The 15,212-nt window shown below is 33.5% G+C and carries 16 protein-coding genes and 1 pseudogene; 2 read left to right on the forward strand and 15 right to left on the reverse strand.

The features are described from left to right. Positions 1 to 33: 33 nt before the first annotated feature. The 3 genes from MK119_RS12970 to MK119_RS12980 form a co-directional block, all read right to left on the reverse strand. Positions 34 to 234 carry a hypothetical protein gene (locus MK119_RS12970; RefSeq protein WP_290679491.1) on the reverse strand — a complete coding sequence of 67 codons (201 nt, stop codon included), beginning with the start codon at positions 232 to 234 and terminating at the stop codon, positions 34 to 36. A 75-nt stretch (positions 235 to 309) separates the two neighbouring features. Beyond that, the gene (locus MK119_RS12975; protein WP_290679494.1) at positions 310 to 1,062 is read right to left on the reverse strand and encodes a class I SAM-dependent methyltransferase; all 753 of its coding nucleotides are present in this window, start codon (positions 1,060 to 1,062) and stop codon (positions 310 to 312) included. Positions 1,063 to 1,074: 12 nt separating this feature from the next. Then, positions 1,075 to 1,431, reverse strand: a complete 357-nt coding sequence (locus tag MK119_RS12980) for a hypothetical protein (protein ID WP_290679497.1) — start codon at positions 1,429 to 1,431, stop codon at positions 1,075 to 1,077. A 346-nt stretch (positions 1,432 to 1,777) separates the two neighbouring features. On the opposite strand from MK119_RS12980, the gene MK119_RS12985 reads away from it, so the two are divergent. Both MK119_RS12985 and MK119_RS12990 read left to right on the forward strand, forming a co-directional pair. Continuing rightward, entirely contained in the window at positions 1,778 to 2,020 is a 243-nt protein-coding gene (locus MK119_RS12985; protein ID WP_290679499.1) for a hypothetical protein, read from the forward strand. Between the two features lie 284 nt (positions 2,021 to 2,304). Then, positions 2,305 to 2,691 (forward strand): T9SS type A sorting domain-containing protein, encoded by a 387-nt coding sequence (locus tag MK119_RS12990; RefSeq protein ID WP_290679502.1) that lies wholly within the window; start codon positions 2,305 to 2,307, stop codon positions 2,689 to 2,691. A gap of 138 nt (positions 2,692 to 2,829) precedes the next feature. Here MK119_RS12990 and MK119_RS12995 read toward each other — a convergent pair whose 3' ends face one another. The 12 genes and pseudogenes from MK119_RS12995 to MK119_RS13045 all read right to left on the reverse strand — a co-directional run bounded on the left by MK119_RS12995 (position 2,830) and on the right by MK119_RS13045 (position 14,829). Then, positions 2,830 to 4,644 (reverse strand): acyl-CoA dehydrogenase family protein, encoded by a 1,815-nt coding sequence (locus tag MK119_RS12995; RefSeq protein ID WP_290679505.1) that lies wholly within the window; start codon positions 4,642 to 4,644, stop codon positions 2,830 to 2,832. A gap of 38 nt (positions 4,645 to 4,682) precedes the next feature. Next, complete coding sequence (locus MK119_RS24305; protein ID WP_366512813.1) at positions 4,683 to 4,883, reverse strand: four helix bundle protein; 201 nt, start codon at positions 4,881 to 4,883, stop codon at positions 4,683 to 4,685. Then, on the reverse strand, positions 4,789 to 5,043 hold the full coding sequence (locus MK119_RS24310; protein WP_366512810.1) for a four helix bundle protein: 255 nt from the start codon (positions 5,041 to 5,043) through the stop codon (positions 4,789 to 4,791). Before MK119_RS24310 ends, MK119_RS24305 begins: the two co-directional genes overlap by 95 nt. A 30-nt stretch (positions 5,044 to 5,073) precedes the next feature. Continuing rightward, the gene (locus MK119_RS13005) at positions 5,074 to 6,264 is read right to left on the reverse strand and encodes an acetyl-CoA C-acyltransferase (RefSeq protein WP_290679509.1); all 1,191 of its coding nucleotides are present in this window, start codon (positions 6,262 to 6,264) and stop codon (positions 5,074 to 5,076) included. Positions 6,265 to 6,347: 83 nt separating this feature from the next. Beyond that, positions 6,348 to 8,753: a 3-hydroxyacyl-CoA dehydrogenase/enoyl-CoA hydratase family protein gene (locus MK119_RS13010; protein ID WP_290679512.1), complete on the reverse strand. Its 2,406-nt coding sequence runs from the start codon at positions 8,751 to 8,753 to the stop codon at positions 6,348 to 6,350. A 79-nt stretch (positions 8,754 to 8,832) separates the two neighbouring features. Beyond that, complete coding sequence (locus MK119_RS13015) at positions 8,833 to 9,300, reverse strand: MarR family transcriptional regulator (RefSeq protein ID WP_290679516.1); 468 nt, start codon at positions 9,298 to 9,300, stop codon at positions 8,833 to 8,835. Between the two features lie 202 nt (positions 9,301 to 9,502). Continuing rightward, positions 9,503 to 11,278: a long-chain fatty acid--CoA ligase gene (locus tag MK119_RS13020; RefSeq protein ID WP_290679519.1), complete on the reverse strand. Its 1,776-nt coding sequence runs from the start codon at positions 11,276 to 11,278 to the stop codon at positions 9,503 to 9,505. A gap of 197 nt (positions 11,279 to 11,475) precedes the next feature. Continuing rightward, positions 11,476 to 11,838: an META domain-containing protein gene (locus MK119_RS13025; RefSeq protein WP_290679618.1), complete on the reverse strand. Its 363-nt coding sequence runs from the start codon at positions 11,836 to 11,838 to the stop codon at positions 11,476 to 11,478. A gap of 9 nt (positions 11,839 to 11,847) precedes the next feature. Then, positions 11,848 to 12,045: pseudogene (locus tag MK119_RS13030) on the reverse strand (DUF4377 domain-containing protein); the annotation flags it as partial. A 96-nt stretch (positions 12,046 to 12,141) separates the two neighbouring features. After that, positions 12,142 to 12,780 carry a hypothetical protein gene (locus MK119_RS13035; protein ID WP_290679522.1) on the reverse strand — a complete coding sequence of 213 codons (639 nt, stop codon included), beginning with the start codon at positions 12,778 to 12,780 and terminating at the stop codon, positions 12,142 to 12,144. 522 nt (positions 12,781 to 13,302) lie between these two features. Next, entirely contained in the window at positions 13,303 to 14,052 is a 750-nt protein-coding gene (locus MK119_RS13040) for a hypothetical protein (RefSeq protein WP_290679526.1), read from the reverse strand. A gap of 417 nt (positions 14,053 to 14,469) precedes the next feature. Further along, positions 14,470 to 14,829: a hypothetical protein gene (locus MK119_RS13045; protein ID WP_290679530.1), complete on the reverse strand. Its 360-nt coding sequence runs from the start codon at positions 14,827 to 14,829 to the stop codon at positions 14,470 to 14,472. Between the last annotated feature and the right edge of the window lie 383 nt (positions 14,830 to 15,212).

A 15,212-nucleotide genomic window follows, 5' to 3' on the forward strand; every position in this document is an offset into this window, starting at 1 on the left:
AAAAGTATCATCGATTTCAATAAGATCAAATTTTTATAAATCGTTTTGAAGTAATACTTGAGAAAATTGAGAAACAGGTATTAATAAGTCTGCTGAGTTGTAAGGTTTATCCCCAATAGGTCTTTTCGTAAAATGACGATGGGCAACAGCTTTCCAACCATTCATTTCTTGAATTTCTAAATCTGCCATGGCTTCAAATTCATTTAGTACAAATTGTTTGTTTTTATCAACCATCAATTCGGTTTCTAAAAACTCTGAAGCTGAAAAGAGTGAATGATTTTTTTGAAAACTGTTCTATTTATAGGCACTTTATTTACAAACAAATATCTGTTTATCTGAAGTATCTGAAAAGGCTTCTTCTTCAAAAGAACCAAATTTATGAAGAATCTTAAAATCATTCCATTGTAAATACGCGTCTAATTCTTGCGGAAAAAACATACGCATGTCTAAGTTTTGAATAGAATCAAATTTTCCATTGATAAAGTAGTGCCATTCTATACGATTGATCTGTGTTTTAGATTGATACTGCATAATTTCCTTTATCAAAATTTCTCTGTCATCGTCTGTTTTATAGTGAGCAATTTCTTTGAGCTCTTTGCCACTTTGTGCGATAAATTGAATGTTTGGATTGAAGCAATCGAATATAAAAACTCCATCTTTTTTAAGATGTTTTTTGACAGTTTGTAATGTTTGAAACAAATCGTCATTCGTATATAAATGATGTATGGAATTGAATGGAATAAAGATAAGGTCGTACTGTTGAGGTAAGTCTAGTGCACGCATATCAGCTTCTATAAACTCAATGTTTAAATTAGCTTCAGCTGCTTTTATAGTTGCTTTTTCCAACATAGAAGCGGTAATATCTACACCTGTAATATCAAAACCTTCTTTTGCTAGTGGAATGGTGAGTCTGCCTGTTCCACAACACAATTCTAAAATACGTGCGTCTTTATTTTTGGACAACCAACGTTTGTAAAATGGCAAATCGTTCATATTGGTGTTCATGCTATCATAGATACTTGCGTCATAGATGAGGTTGCCGACGTTATAGGTATTTTTCATATAAATTGAAACTTATTCGATAAGTTTTGCATAGTCTTCTTTTACGTCTGCATCAATTACAACACCAACTTGCCCTCCGTAGAGACGATCATTTCGATCTTTTTTAGGTCCAGAAATCCAAAACTCGTCTCCGCTTTCCACATCAAAAAAATTAGCTTTAAAGCCACTTCCTTTAAGGCTTCTAAATTTACGTCCTCTGTAATAGAGTGTTTTCCCTGATTTTGAAAAATATACTCTACCAATTCTAGCGCTTCCTTCAATATCTGTAGATTTATCTTCGATGTACATAATTCGAGATCGCTCTAGTTTGAATTCTTTTGGTAATTCTTCGTCCAAGGAGATTTCGGATATATTATATTCTGAGTTCATTTTGGTATTTTTAAGTCAATTCTATTTCATTGCGTATTGTCAATACGCGTTCATTCTTTCCAAAGGTAAATTATTTCGTATAATCTTACAATTTTATTTTAGAGTGAAGTTTCTTATTCCTCCTTTGTTTACAAAACAATACCATGCCAATATAATCAACACTTATGTGTTAATTTTTTACGCTTAGATTATTACGAAATTATATGGTTAGTTTCTTTTTCAACTTTGTTGAGTTATCAGAAATAAATAATTCGATTGAGTAGCTATATGTATTTATCTCTGATTATAAAGGCGGAAATCTGAAAAGTCTGTGTTAAACAGAGTAGGAAAACTAAAAAAATAATTAATGAAAGCAATACATCATGTTCAAACTGAAATTACAGAAGATTCTTTTCCTATTCCAGGGAATGGGGTAACATTTAGCAAAGTTGATAATAATATACCAGGTTATATTAAGGCTACATTTACTAGAGCTTTTAAAAGTATTCCTGCAACATTCGCAAATGGAATTGATTCAGGTAAAGTAGCCGGATTTAAAAATATAGTAATTACTTTTGGAGAAGTCTCTACTACTGAAGCTGTATTTTAGATATCACAAATAAATAATCAGAATACGTTGACTAGTTTTTCCTTTTTTGCAATTGGAACTGGTGTAACAGAACAATATATAACAAAATGCCATCTCATTGAGATGGCGTTTTAATTTTTTTTGATTGTTTCTTTTGTTATTGACTTCGTCGAATCTTTGCCTTCCTGCGAAGGCAAGAATCTGTTTTTAGTTTGTTTGTGAGCACGAGTTCGAAAACTTGTGCTAGCGTGGGGTTTTAAGAAGAAAAAGTAGTTGTTTATGAGCAAAAAATAAAAACTTTTACTTTGCACTTTATTTTTTACAACTATGTTAGTGGACAAGTTGTAGACGTTGTAACTGGTCTTACTAATCCTTATTCAATACTAACAAAACAAAACACGCTTTACATTGCAGAAAGTAATGGTAATAAAATTTCTAAAATTGATATTACCTTAAGTGTTGACGAAGTTCAAAAAGAAAAGGTAAAGTTATTTCCTAATTCATCATCTCGATATCTTAATGTTTCTGGGTTTGCTAAAAATGAAAAATTTAGAATAATAAGCCTTACTGGAAAATTAATTTTAGTAGGAACACTTTTAGAAGACAATAAAATCGATCTTACAGGAATAAATTCTGGTGTGTATTTTATCAAATTCAGTAACGGAACAGTAAAAAAGTTTGTGAAACAATAAGAATATAATGAAATATTTATAGTAAAGTTTAAGAACATTAAAAGTAATTATACAAAAAAGCCATCTCAGCGAGATGACTTTTAACAAACAACTAAATTCTAAAACCTAAATAGTGTGTTTAGAATTATCTTTAATATTTTAGAAACAATATGCGTTTTCTGCGTTCATTTTGTCTGCAATTGTGTTGCGTAAGGCAACTACATTTGGCAGGTTTGTATACTTTGTGAAACGCTTTAATCCCATTAACATCATACGTTGCTCATCACCTTCAGCGAAAGAAATAATTCCTTCTTTAGCTTTGGTTGTGATTTTTTCAATCGCGTTGAATAGATTTAAACGTGTCATAGCAATTTGAACTTCTTGAGAATCTTCACCGAAACGCTTTGCATTCTTCTCTGTACGTAAGATAGCTGATTCAACCATGTAGATTTCAATTAAGATATCAGCAGCAGCCATTAACAATTGTTGGTGCTCTTCTAATTGTGGACCAAACTTCTGAACAGCTGATCCAGCAACCATTAAGAATACTTTCTTCAATTTCGCTACCATTTCTTTTTCTTCTGAGAATAATTCAGAGTAATCTGGCGTATCGAATGAAGGAATTCCCATTAATTCATCCGCTACTTTCATAGCAGGCTCTAATAGGTTTACATGCCCTTTCATAGCTTTCTTAACCAACATTCCAACTGCTAACATTCTGTTGATTTCATTTGTACCTTCATAGATGCGAGAAATACGCGCATCTCTCCAAGCTGATTCCATTGGTGTATCTGCAGAGAATCCCATTCCTCCAAAGATTTGGATACCTTCGTCTGTTACATTTTGGATATCTTCTGAGATTTTTACTTTTAAGATAGAACACTCAATTGCGTATTCTTCTACACCTTTTAATTCAGCTTCTTGGTGTGTATTTCCTTCTGATTCACGAATTGCAATACGATCTTCAATGTTTTTGGCAGCACGGTAACATGCAGATTCACCAACGTAACAAGAAGTTGCCATTTCGGCTAATTTTGCTTTGATAGCTCCAAAGTTAGCAATAGGAGTTTTGAACTGAATACGTTCGTTTGCATATTTTGTAGCTTCTGTAATCACACGACGTTGTGCATCTAAACAAGCAGCAGCTAATTTGATACGTCCAACATTTAATGCATTCATTGCAATTTTGAAACCATTTCCTCTTTCAGAAAGCATGTTTTCTACAGGAACTTTTGTTTCGTTAAAGAATACCTGACGGGTAGAAGAGGAGTGAATACCTAATTTGTGTTCTTCTTCTCCTAAGGTCATTCCGTTAGGATTGTCTTTGTCATATTCTACAATAAATCCTGTGATATTTTTGTCATCTTCAATACGCGCGAATACAATAAATGTTTCAGCAAAACCTGCATTTGAAATCCACATTTTTTGTCCAGAAATCAAGTAGTGCGTTCCATCTTCAGATAAAACCGCTTTTGTTTTTCCAGAGTTTGCATCCGATCCAGCTCCTGGCTCTGTCAAACAGTAAGCTCCAAATTTTTCACCCATCGCTAGTGTAGGAACATATTTTTGCTTTTGCTCTTCCGTTCCGTATAAGGTAATTGGCATGGTTCCAATTCCTGTATGCGCTCCAAAAGCTGTGGCAATAGATCCAGTGGCACCAGAGATATAATCACATACTAACATCGTAGAAACAAATCCCATTCCCATTCCGTCATACTTTTCAGGAACTGCAATTCCTAAAAATCCAAGTTCACCTGCCTTACGCATCACTTCTTCTGTCAATGCATAATCTTTCTTTTCAAAACGTTCTTTATTTGGCCAAACTTCACGATCAACGAACTCTTTTACAGATTCTTTCATCATGATTTGCTCCTCAGAAAAATCTTCAGGAGTAAATACGTCTTCACATTTTGTTTCTTTTACTAGGAACTGTCCTCCGCGTAAGATGTCTTTGTTTATTGCTTCTGTGCTCATGTGTTTAATATTTTAAATGTTGGATGTTCAATTTTGAATTATTTTAAATTCTGTTGGCTTGTTTTAACAATCTTCGTGATAATGTTAATTAACTGTTCAACTTCTTTCAACGGTATGTCAACACTTATGTTTGTTATATTTGATTTATGTAATAATTGTAGCCAATATTTGGTTTCTCTTGCTTCTTTTGATGCGCTTGATATTTTGTGTGCGAAATCTTTTTTTTGAGAATGCAGCAGAAGATTTTTGAACATTTGCTCCGATACTTGTACCACTTCTCAGTAGTTGTTTCGAAATGAGAAATTCATTATCTGCCTGTAATTCTTTATAGAGTTGAATAATTTTTAATGCGAATTCAAAGCTTTTCTCAGCAATTTTGCTTTCTTTTTTGATAGCCACAATTCAACATTCAAAATTCAACATCTAACATTAGTTCAAAAACTCATAGATCCCCGCTGCACCTTGACCTGTACCTACGCACATGGTTACCATTCCGTATTTCCCTTGCATGTTTTGCTTGCGCATTTCGTCAAATAACTGCACTGATAATTTTCCTCCTGTACAGCCTAATGGATGTCCTAAAGCGATGGCACCACCATTTACATTGATGATGTCTGGGTTAAGACCTAATTCTCTGATTACAGCTATTGATTGTGATGCAAATGCTTCATTTAACTCAATTAAAGAGATTTGATCCTGTGTCAGTCCAGCTTGCTTTAATGCTTTTGGTATAGCAGCAACTGGTCCAATTCCCATGATACGTGGTGGAACTCCAGCAGCAGCATAACTTACCATACGTGCTACAGGCTCAAGATTTAATTCTTTTACCATATCTTCACTCATGACCATTACAAAAGCAGCACCGTCACTTGTTTGCGATGAGTTACCAGCTGTTACACTTCCGCCTTGAGCGAATACGGGACGAAGTTTAGCCAATGCAGCAATGCTTGTTCCTTTACGAGGTCCTTCATCTTTTGTAACAGTGTATTTTTTACTTGCTTTCTTACCGTTTTCGTTAATATATGTTTGTTCGACATCAATTGGTACAATTTGATCTTGGAAACGATCTTCAGCCAATGCTTTTAAAGCTTTCATATGAGATTTGTAGGCAAATTCATCTTGATCTTCACGAGAAACTTTAAATTGATCTGCCACAGCTTCTGCAGTATTTCCCATTCCCCAATAATAATCTTCATGACCTGCATTTACAATGTCATAGTTTAATTCGGTTTTGAATCCTGTCATTGGTACAGAACTCATGCTTTCTGTTCCTCCAGCAATGATACAATCGGCCATTCCTGATTGGATTTTAGCGACTGCCATTCCGATGGTTTCTAATCCTGATGAACAGAAACGGTTTACCGTTACTCCAGGAACATCTTCTACTTTTAATCCCATTAAAGAGATTAAACGTGCCATGTTTAATCCTTGTGAACCTTCTGGCATTGCATTTCCTACAATAACATCGTCAATTCGTTTTACGTCAAATTCAGGTAACTGCTTGATCATATACTGAATCGTTTCGGCAGCTAACTCGTCCGCTCTTTTGAATCGGAAAACCCCTTTTTTAGATTTCCCAACTGCGGTTCTATATCCTTTTACTATATATGCTGTTTTCATTTTGTCTTTGATTTTTAGAGTATTAGATTTTTAGATATGTTAGATTCCAAAATATTAATAAGTTATCTAACTGTCTAAGAATACTAGTTTCTCAACGGTTTCCCTGTTTTTAACATGTGTTGAATACGTTCTAAGGTTTTACGCTCAGTACATAAACTTAAGAATGCTTCACGCTCAAGATCTAATAAGTAATCTTCACTTACTAAAGAAGGTTCAGATAAATCACCACCAGCCATTACATAGGCAAGTTTGTTAGCAATTTTCTTATCGTGTTCAGAGATGTATCTACTTGCTTCCATGGCGTCTGTTCCTACTAAGAACATACCTAAAGCTTGTTTTCCAAGAACTTTTACATCTTTTCTGCGAGCTGGTTGTGTATATCCAGATTCCGCCATTAATTTCGCATGTGCTTTTGCCGTTGCGATTTGACGATCTTTGTTTACCACAACAATGTCTTTTCCTTTTTGTAAAACACCCATGTCAAATGCTTCATATGCAGAAGTAGCTACTTTTGCCATTCCAATAGTTAGGAAGTATTCTTGTAGTACGTTTAATTCTACATCACCTTTTCTAAACGTATCCGAAGCTCTCATCGCCATTTCTTTAGAACCTCCACCGCCAGGAATTACTCCGACACCAAATTCTACTAAACCAATATACGTTTCAGCAGCTGCAACCACTTTATCAGCATGCATTGAAAGCTCACATCCACCACCAAGTGTCATTCCGTGAGGCGCAACCACTACAGGAATAGAAGAGTAGCGTGCACGCATCATTGTGTTTTGGAACATCTTGATAGCCATATTTAACTCATCATATTCTTGCTCTACAGCCATCATGAAAATCATACCGATGTTTGCACCAACAGAGAAATTCGCCGCTTGGTTACCAATTACTAATCCTTGGAAATCTTTTTCAGCCAAATCAATAGCTTTGTTGATTCCTTGTAACACGCCACCACCAATTGTATTCATTTTAGATTGGAATTCTAAGTTGATGATTCCGTCTCCTAAGTCTTCAATAACTGCTTCACTGTTTTTCCAAACTTCATTTGACTTACGGATGTTATCTAAAATGATGAATGCATCTTGACCAGGTTTCTTTGTTTGTGCTTTTGCAGGAATGTCGTAGTAATACGTAGCGCCATCTTTTACGGTGTAGAAGCTCTTTTCTCCTGCAGCAACCATTTCTGTTACCCAAGAAGCAGGTTCTAAACCTTCCGCTTTCATCAATTCAATACCTTTTTCGATTCCTACAGCATCCCAAATTTCGAAAGGACCATTTTCCCATCCGAAACCTGCTTTCATAGCATCATCAATTCGGTATAATTCATCAGAGATTTCAGGAATTCTATTTTGTACATATGCAAACATTGCTGCAAAGTTTTTACGGTAGAATTCTCCTGCTTTATCTTTTCCGCCAACTAATACTTTAAAGCGATCAATTGGTTTGTCGATTGTTTTTGTTAATTCAAGAGTAGCAAATTTTGCTCTTTTCTTCTCACGATATTCCATCGTGTCTAAGTCTAATGAAAGGATTTCTTTTTTTCCTTCTGAATTGACTGTTTTTTTATAGAAACCTTGCTTTGTTTTGCTACCTAACCATTTGTTTTCCATCATTTTTTCGATGAAACCTGGCAACTTAAATAAGTCGTGTGCTTCGTCATCTGGACAGTTGTTGTAGATTCCGTTAGCAACGTGTACTAAAGTATCTAATCCTACCACATCAACTGTACGGAACGTAGCTGATTTTGGACGACCAATTACAGGACCAGTTAATTTATCTACTTCTTCTATGGTTAATCCAAGTTCTTTTACTTGGTGGAATAGACTTTGAATACCGAAGATTCCAATTCTGTTTCCAATAAAAGCTGGTGTATCTTTTGCTAATACAGACGTTTTTCCAAGGAATTTTTCTCCATACATCATTAAGAAGTCTGTTACTTCTTGCTTACAGTTTGGACCTGGAACAACTTCGAATAATTTTAAGTAACGAGGCGGATTGAAGAAGTGTGTTACCGCGAAGTGTTGTTGAAAATCTTCGCTACGTCCTTCGTTCATAAATTGAATAGGAATACCAGAGGTATTAGACGTAATTAACGTACCTGGTTTTCTGTGCTTTTCAACTTGCTCAAATACTTTTTGTTTGATGTCTAAACGTTCTACTACAACCTCAATAATCCAGTCGACATCTTTTATTTTATGAATATCATCTGTTAAATTTCCAGTAGAAATTCGGTTTGCAAATTTCTGTGAATAAATAGGAGATGGTTTTGATTTAAGAGACGCTTTCAGATTGTCGTTTACCAATCTATTACGTACAATTTTATCTTCAAGCGTTAAACCTTTCGCTTGTTCTTTTTCGTTAAGTTCAAAAGGCACTATGTCTAATAGTAAAACCTCGACTCCGATATTGGCAAAATGACAGGCAATTCCAGAACCCATAATTCCAGAACCGATTACTGCTATTTTGTTAATTGGTCGCTTCATCTTTTTTTCAATTTTTAAATTGTTAGGCAAAATTTACTTTGTAATGAATAAGTAGATTTTTAGTATGCTTTTTTGGTTATTATTTATTTTCTGTAGTTGCTTCTATTTCATCATCAGTATATATCTTCTTGTTACTGATGAGTTCTAGAATGACTTCTGAGACTTCATAGAAGTGTTTGAGTTTTTCTTCTTCAATATTAGCGCGAATTGCGTCGTTAAAGCGTAATACGGTGGTTCGAGAAACATCTCTCATTTCTTTTCCGAAATCAGTTAAACATATTAATACGCTCCGTCCATCTTTAGGATTCTTTTTTCTGTAGATAAGTCCTTTTTCTTCCATACCTTTTAGGGTACGTGATAGGCTAGTGGCTTCCATACCCATTTTTGGGCCTAGCGCAGTAGATGGTGTTCCTTCTTCTTGATCAATACTAAGTAATGTGAAACCTGTTGCCATTGTGCTGCCGTATTTTCCTGCCTCCTCATTGTACATTTTGGAGATGGCTTGCCATGTAGCTCGCATTACATGATCTATTGTTTTTTCTTTCATATAGTTGTTTGTGCTTCAAATATATGAAAAAAATACTATGCATGCATAGTAAAATGAAAAATAATTTTATGAATTTGTCAAAAAATTAATACTTGTAGTAATAGAATGATAGAAAATACCCGTAAAATCGAGAATTTTAGATATTTATTGATATACCATAAATTAAAAAACCGTCCAATTTTACTTGAACGGTTTAAGGTATTTATGCTCTGTCGTATATTTTATCGCAATAATCTTTATAGATTTCTTTGATGACTTTTCGTTTCATTTTCATTGTTGGTGTAAGTTCACCACCGTCTATAGACCATACTTTTGGTATGAGTTCAAAACGTTTGATTCGTTCCCACTTTCCAAAGTTACTATTTGCTTCATCTACTTCTTGTTGAATACGGGCAATGATTTCTTCTGAAGCGCAGATTTCTGCTTCTGTAGCTCCGATGCTTTTCTCTTTTCGTTCAATCCAATCTTTAATGAATTCGAAGTTTGGTTGAATTAAGGCAGCTGGCATTTTTTCTCCTTCACCAATAACCATAATTTGTTCTATGAAACGCGATTGTTTGAATCGGTTTTCTAATAAGGCAGGAATTACATACTTTCCACCAGAGGTTTTGAACATATCTTTTTTACGGTCAGTGATTTTTAAGAAACCATCTGCACTTACTTCTCCAATATCTCCTGTGTGGAAATATCCGTCTGAGATGACACTGGCAGTTTTTTCTGGATCTTTATAATATCCTTGCATTACGTTTGGACCTTTTACAAGGATTTCCCCATCTTCTGCAATTTTTACCTCTACATTATCAATAACACGTCCTACAGTTCCGACTCTAAATCCACCATTTCGTTGATCATTTACAGATACTACTGGTGAAGTTTCTGTTAAACCGTATCCTTCCATAATCGGAATTCCAGCAGCAGCAAATACACGTGTTAAACGTGCTTGTAGTGGAGCACTTCCAGAGACCATTAACTTTAAGTTTCCTCCCAAACCTGCTTGCCATTTGCTAAAGATCAATTTACGAGCAATCTTAAGTTTGAATTCATATAAAGCTCCATTTTTTCCGTATGGTTCATATTTTAATCCAAGCTCAATAGCCCAGAAGAATAATTTCTTTTTGATTCCTGTTAAATCAGCTCCTTTTGCATAGATTTTATCATATACTTTTTCATAGAGACGTGGTACAGCAGTCATTACATGAGGTTGTACTTCTTTTAAGTTGTCACTGATTTTTTCAATAGATTCTGCAAAAAAGATTTCAATTCCACAGTATTGATATAAGTAAAGGATCATACGCTCAAATACGTGACAAACTGGTAAGAAACTCAATGCTCTTGCTTGTCCGTTATGAAGCGGCACACGTTTTTGACTATCCAATACGTTAGACACAAGATTGCTATGTGCTAACATTACACCTTTAGGTCTTCCTGTAGTTCCAGAAGTATATATTAAGGTTGCTAAATCTTCAGGAGTTACTGCATCTTTTCGTGCTTGCAATTCATCATCGTTGCTAGTATCTTCTCCTAATTTTAAAACTTCTCCCCAATTGGTTTCACCATTGATTTTATCAAAAGTATAAACGCCTTTTAATTTGGTATTTCCTTTAATCGCATTTAGCTTCTCAAGAATTTCTTCATCGGAAACAAAACAATAAATGGCTTCAGAATGATTTAAAATATATTCATAATCTTCTTTAGAAATAGTTGGGTAAATTGGAACATTTTGTGCACCTATTTGCAAGATTCCAATGTCCATGACATTCCATTCGGTTCTATTATTTGTAGATATGACCGCTATTTTATCATTTGGCTTAACACCCAGACGCAACAAACCTCTACTAGTTGCATTGGCTTGATCTACGTATTCTTGTGTTGAAATAGAAACCCATTTTCCTTCGTAAAAGGTGGTAAGGGATTTTGCTAAGGGATAATTTGCTAACTGATAATAAGGGAAATCAAATAATCGGGTTACATTCGTCATTCTCTGATTTGGTTTTTTGTATGAATTTGCAAAATATGAAAATTGTTAACGAATTTCAAAGTGAATCATCAAAAAAGATAAAGTTTTTTTAACAGATTCGGATAAATAGTACTTAAAATAAGAATTTTTTAAACCATAATTTTATTGTAATAAATTGTGTTTTCATATTTTTCTGAATAATTTATCAATAATACAGATCAATCAATTTTTCGAAATTGAAGGATTTCTTTTCCACTGGAATCATATAAAAATAATCTTGACTGTTCTATTTTATATTTTTTAACTTTGTTAAGATTGTCATTAAATATATTTGCTAGAGACATATCTGGACACATTTTACGAGTCCCTAAAATATTTCCAAATGTAATATCTGTTTCAGAAACTTTTTCAATTATTGCTTTGATTCTATTGCAGCTATCTGTTCCTTGTAGGGACATTTTTGAAATTGATATTTCAATAGTAGGACGTTTTACAGTATCGTCAATTTGTTTTTTATTGACATGGCTAAGTACCCAAATATCGTGTAAGCGCAGTCTGCGGTCTTGCTCCTTAGTGTGAATCTTTACAAGATTGTATTTGAGAGCGGATGCATCAGCATGGATATCCTTTGTTGGAAGAGAATCTACGGTTACTTCAATAGTATATATAAAACCTGGTTCAAAAGTAAATCCTTCAATTTTTTGATAAAAATTTTCCCAGTTTCCCTCTTTACTGCGTTTTATTTGTAAACATTGCATTTGACTAACACCGGCACAATCAACTTTAGCACTGTTTACCCAAAAAGTTGTTGTTTTTTTTTCATATTGTTTTCACAGCCTATACATATGATGGCAATAAAAAACATACCGAAAATCTTTTTCATATTATTTGGTCGTACCTAAAAGTACATTATTTTGAATCATGTATTTAATTAAATTATCCGCATAGGAATTTACACCGCTTTCTATGGAATTTGGATTGGTGATAGATGAATGACCTTTCCAAACCATTGCTTCTTCTTCCTTCGTACTGACCGTTAAATCATATAAGTTAGCCTCAATTATATATTCCTTACTTTGTTCATAATACCCTGGTGTATATACCCTGTTATAGTTTGTATACACATGGCGTCCATACCTGTAATATCCAACTGGATACAAATATGATTGTCCAGGGACATAGTCCTTTCTATCTCTTGTATTTACCAAGCTAATACCAATGGCTCCATCGCAATCTATCTGTTTAAGTTTTTTTGCGATAGTTTCTGTTTCCCAGTCTGATTTGGATGCATTAACAGGTAAAAAACTGTTGATGCTTGCTATTGCGTTGATTCCATTTTTACGTAAATCTGCAACAACTCTATTTTCAACTTCTGATCTAATTGATTGGTCTTTGCTTACTACAACGACTGCTATTTTATTAAATTTTCTTACCAGATAAGAGTCTTTTGCCCAAGTAAAGTCCATTGTTGGAGCACAGCCCATGAGGAGTAATAGCCCAAAAAGTAACGTTATTTTTTTCATATTGATGTTATTTTAAGTAAAAATATTTTATTTAAGTTCAAATTTTGCTCGTGTACCGGATGTGCTTCATTTGATTTAATTTTTAAATTTAATCTAAAAAATTTTTAGAAAAAAAATAAAATAAGGTATTGGTAGAATGCTATTGAGTTCCAATGGACTCATTATTGTTGCATTATAATTAGTATCACCAAGTCATGCTAATGTTTTAAAGCGTTCTTTGTAATGGACTTTGACTTTTTTTCCCTCGAACGGTAGAACGTAATAAACTAAAGTGTTATTCAACATTATAAAGGCCATGTATTTCATTAGAGTTCATCCTTCAATCCAATTCCATCGTAATTTAAATCTACTTCAAAACTTTTAAAAACAACTCCTTTTTTGAAACTTTTATCAAATGTCCTGATCTAAATCCTTCTGAGTAGTTCCGAAAATAAACCTAAAGTAATATTGGAAAGCCCAATATAAAAATACTAAATGTCTTTAATTTGATACTTTTGATGTTACTTTTAAATGTTCTTGTTGTCATAAAAATAGTGTTAAACCTAAACGAAAGGTATGGATATCATTTGAAAATATAGGAAAATATCCTGCATTAACTTTAAATTTATTTGGAGTAACCATGTAATTAAAATTAAATTCTCCTGACCAAGTTGTATTTGATAAGAAAGTCACAATAGGATTCACAAATAAGAAGGCTCTTTGTGTAAAGCTGATACTCAGATTAGTTTGAAAGTTAATTCCATTTTGTGAAGTGCCATTAAAATTTGATGGCTTTGTGACATGTACATAACCAACTCCTGGAAACATCGCAATTTTTGGAGTTAATACGTACCCTAAAACTAAACCAGCTGACATCGACCAGACATCACCACTCAGTCCATTATTAAATGAACCTGTAGGGATCGTTATATCAGCATAAGGAGCTATGGCAATTAGTCGTTTACTAATGTTTCGTTTAGCTGCGTAGAAATAGCGCACGCGAATATCAGAAAGACCGAAGTTTTTAGTTCCTTCATTATATAAAAAAGGAACTTCTACTAGCAGGAGGTTATCAGGATTAAAAGCATATTGGACATTGAAACGTGTTCCATAAATATCAGGATTATTTTTTCTGGATTGGTATTCAAACTGGCCGTTCACTTGGGTATATAAATTCGTAGGTTTGGATGCGTCAACAGTTTGTTCCGTATTTCCTTCTTGTGCGTTTACTTCCAGAACACAAAAAATAAGTGTAAAAAAGAAATAATATTTATTTTTAGTTATTATTTTCATGATATTTTAGTTGTCTAGAAATTAATCCTAGTGTTTCAATCTTAGCTCTTTTTTAAGTAACACATTGGCTGTTGCCTCGTAAGTTAATTGTATCTTCTGTGTCTTTTTATTTTCATCGACAGAAAAGGTAAGTGAAATCGTCACTTTTGTCAAGATTTATGTTCCTATTAATTTTCTCATCAGTAGAACCACCTCTTTAAGATACAACAGTTTTTTTAAACTTTAGTGTTCTTTGTGTACATTTTAGTTTAAATTTTGTCAAATTACGTTGGTCTCTTCTTTAGAATATGTTGTCTTCTTCATGCTCATAAATAGTATTTTTTGCCATTACTTTTCATTCTCCAAATTGTGTCAATAGGAAAGTTGTGCTAACAAAAATGTCATTATGCGATTAAATATTTCGTTGTAATAATGTGATTACTGATTAAGTTTTTCAAATTTTATGATTTCTCGTTCTTTTTTGAGGTTTACATATACCTGTGCCATGTAGTGATCTCCATTCTCTAAGCTCATCTCAAACTTGTAATTTTTACCGCTGACAATTTGACTAGAAGCATTTGTAATTTTGGAAATAGGAACATCAATTTGTTTAGTTTCTAAAACATATGAAGCTAATTCTTTTACAGTATCATTAGCTTCCACTGCACTCCATCCGCCAACAAGTTCTTTTTTAGTCTTATTCACGCTAGTTTCATTTGTAGTAGGTTTGGATTCTTTGTTCGTGTTACATTGTATACTAATTATGCATACAATTGCAGCCAATAATAATTTTCTCATGATTCTTATTTTATTTATTATTTTAATTTTTCGAATGCGAAGTTATTGTTTATTCCAATATCATTCCAGTATACAATAGCATTTTCAAAAGAAACCTTTGTAAACAAATAGATACAGCATAGATCATGATATCCATAAATTGCAGTAATTAAGACCTCATTTTTTTCTTTAGGCAGCTCATTGATGAACTTAAAATCGATACCTATATCTTGTTTAAACATCGGAGTACCTCCTAATAGTTGAAAAAAATCCGTGAAACGCCCTTGTGAAAATTGTTTTTAACATTTTTTGTAATGAGGTATGATCAACAAAAAAATCATAGATTTCAATGGTATCAGTTGCATATTTTGTGCTTATATTTTGTATTGAAATGTTATTCATAC

Source organism: Kordia sp. (genome assembly GCF_022447245.1).
GTDB lineage: Bacteria > Bacteroidota > Bacteroidia > Flavobacteriales > Flavobacteriaceae > Kordia.

Excerpts from the sequence above, each read along its gene's own strand:
- MK119_RS13010 (WP_290679512.1), bottom strand. The coding sequence starts at position 8,753 with ATGAAGCGACCAATTAACAAAATAGCAGTAATCGGTTCTGGAATTATG.
- MK119_RS13015 (WP_290679516.1), bottom strand. The coding sequence starts at position 9,300 with ATGAAAGAAAAAACAATAGATCATGTAATGCGAGCTACATGGCAAGCC.
- MK119_RS12980 (WP_290679497.1), bottom strand. The coding sequence starts at position 1,431 with ATGAACTCAGAATATAATATATCCGAAATCTCCTTGGACGAAGAATTA.
- MK119_RS12995 (WP_290679505.1), bottom strand. The coding sequence starts at position 4,644 with ATGAGCACAGAAGCAATAAACAAAGACATCTTACGCGGAGGACAGTTC.
- MK119_RS13040 (WP_290679526.1), bottom strand. The coding sequence starts at position 14,052 with ATGAAAATAATAACTAAAAATAAATATTATTTCTTTTTTACACTTATT.
- MK119_RS13035 (WP_290679522.1), bottom strand. The coding sequence starts at position 12,780 with ATGAAAAAAATAACGTTACTTTTTGGGCTATTACTCCTCATGGGCTGT.
- MK119_RS13045 (WP_290679530.1), bottom strand. The coding sequence starts at position 14,829 with ATGAGAAAATTATTATTGGCTGCAATTGTATGCATAATTAGTATACAA.
- MK119_RS12970 (WP_290679491.1), bottom strand. The coding sequence starts at position 234 with ATGGTTGATAAAAACAAACAATTTGTACTAAATGAATTTGAAGCCATG.
- MK119_RS12975 (WP_290679494.1), bottom strand. The coding sequence starts at position 1,062 with ATGAAAAATACCTATAACGTCGGCAACCTCATCTATGACGCAAGTATC.
- MK119_RS13005 (WP_290679509.1), bottom strand. The coding sequence starts at position 6,264 with ATGAAAACAGCATATATAGTAAAAGGATATAGAACCGCAGTTGGGAAA.
- MK119_RS12985 (WP_290679499.1), top strand. The coding sequence starts at position 1,778 with ATGAAAGCAATACATCATGTTCAAACTGAAATTACAGAAGATTCTTTT.
- MK119_RS13020 (WP_290679519.1), bottom strand. The coding sequence starts at position 11,278 with ATGACGAATGTAACCCGATTATTTGATTTCCCTTATTATCAGTTAGCA.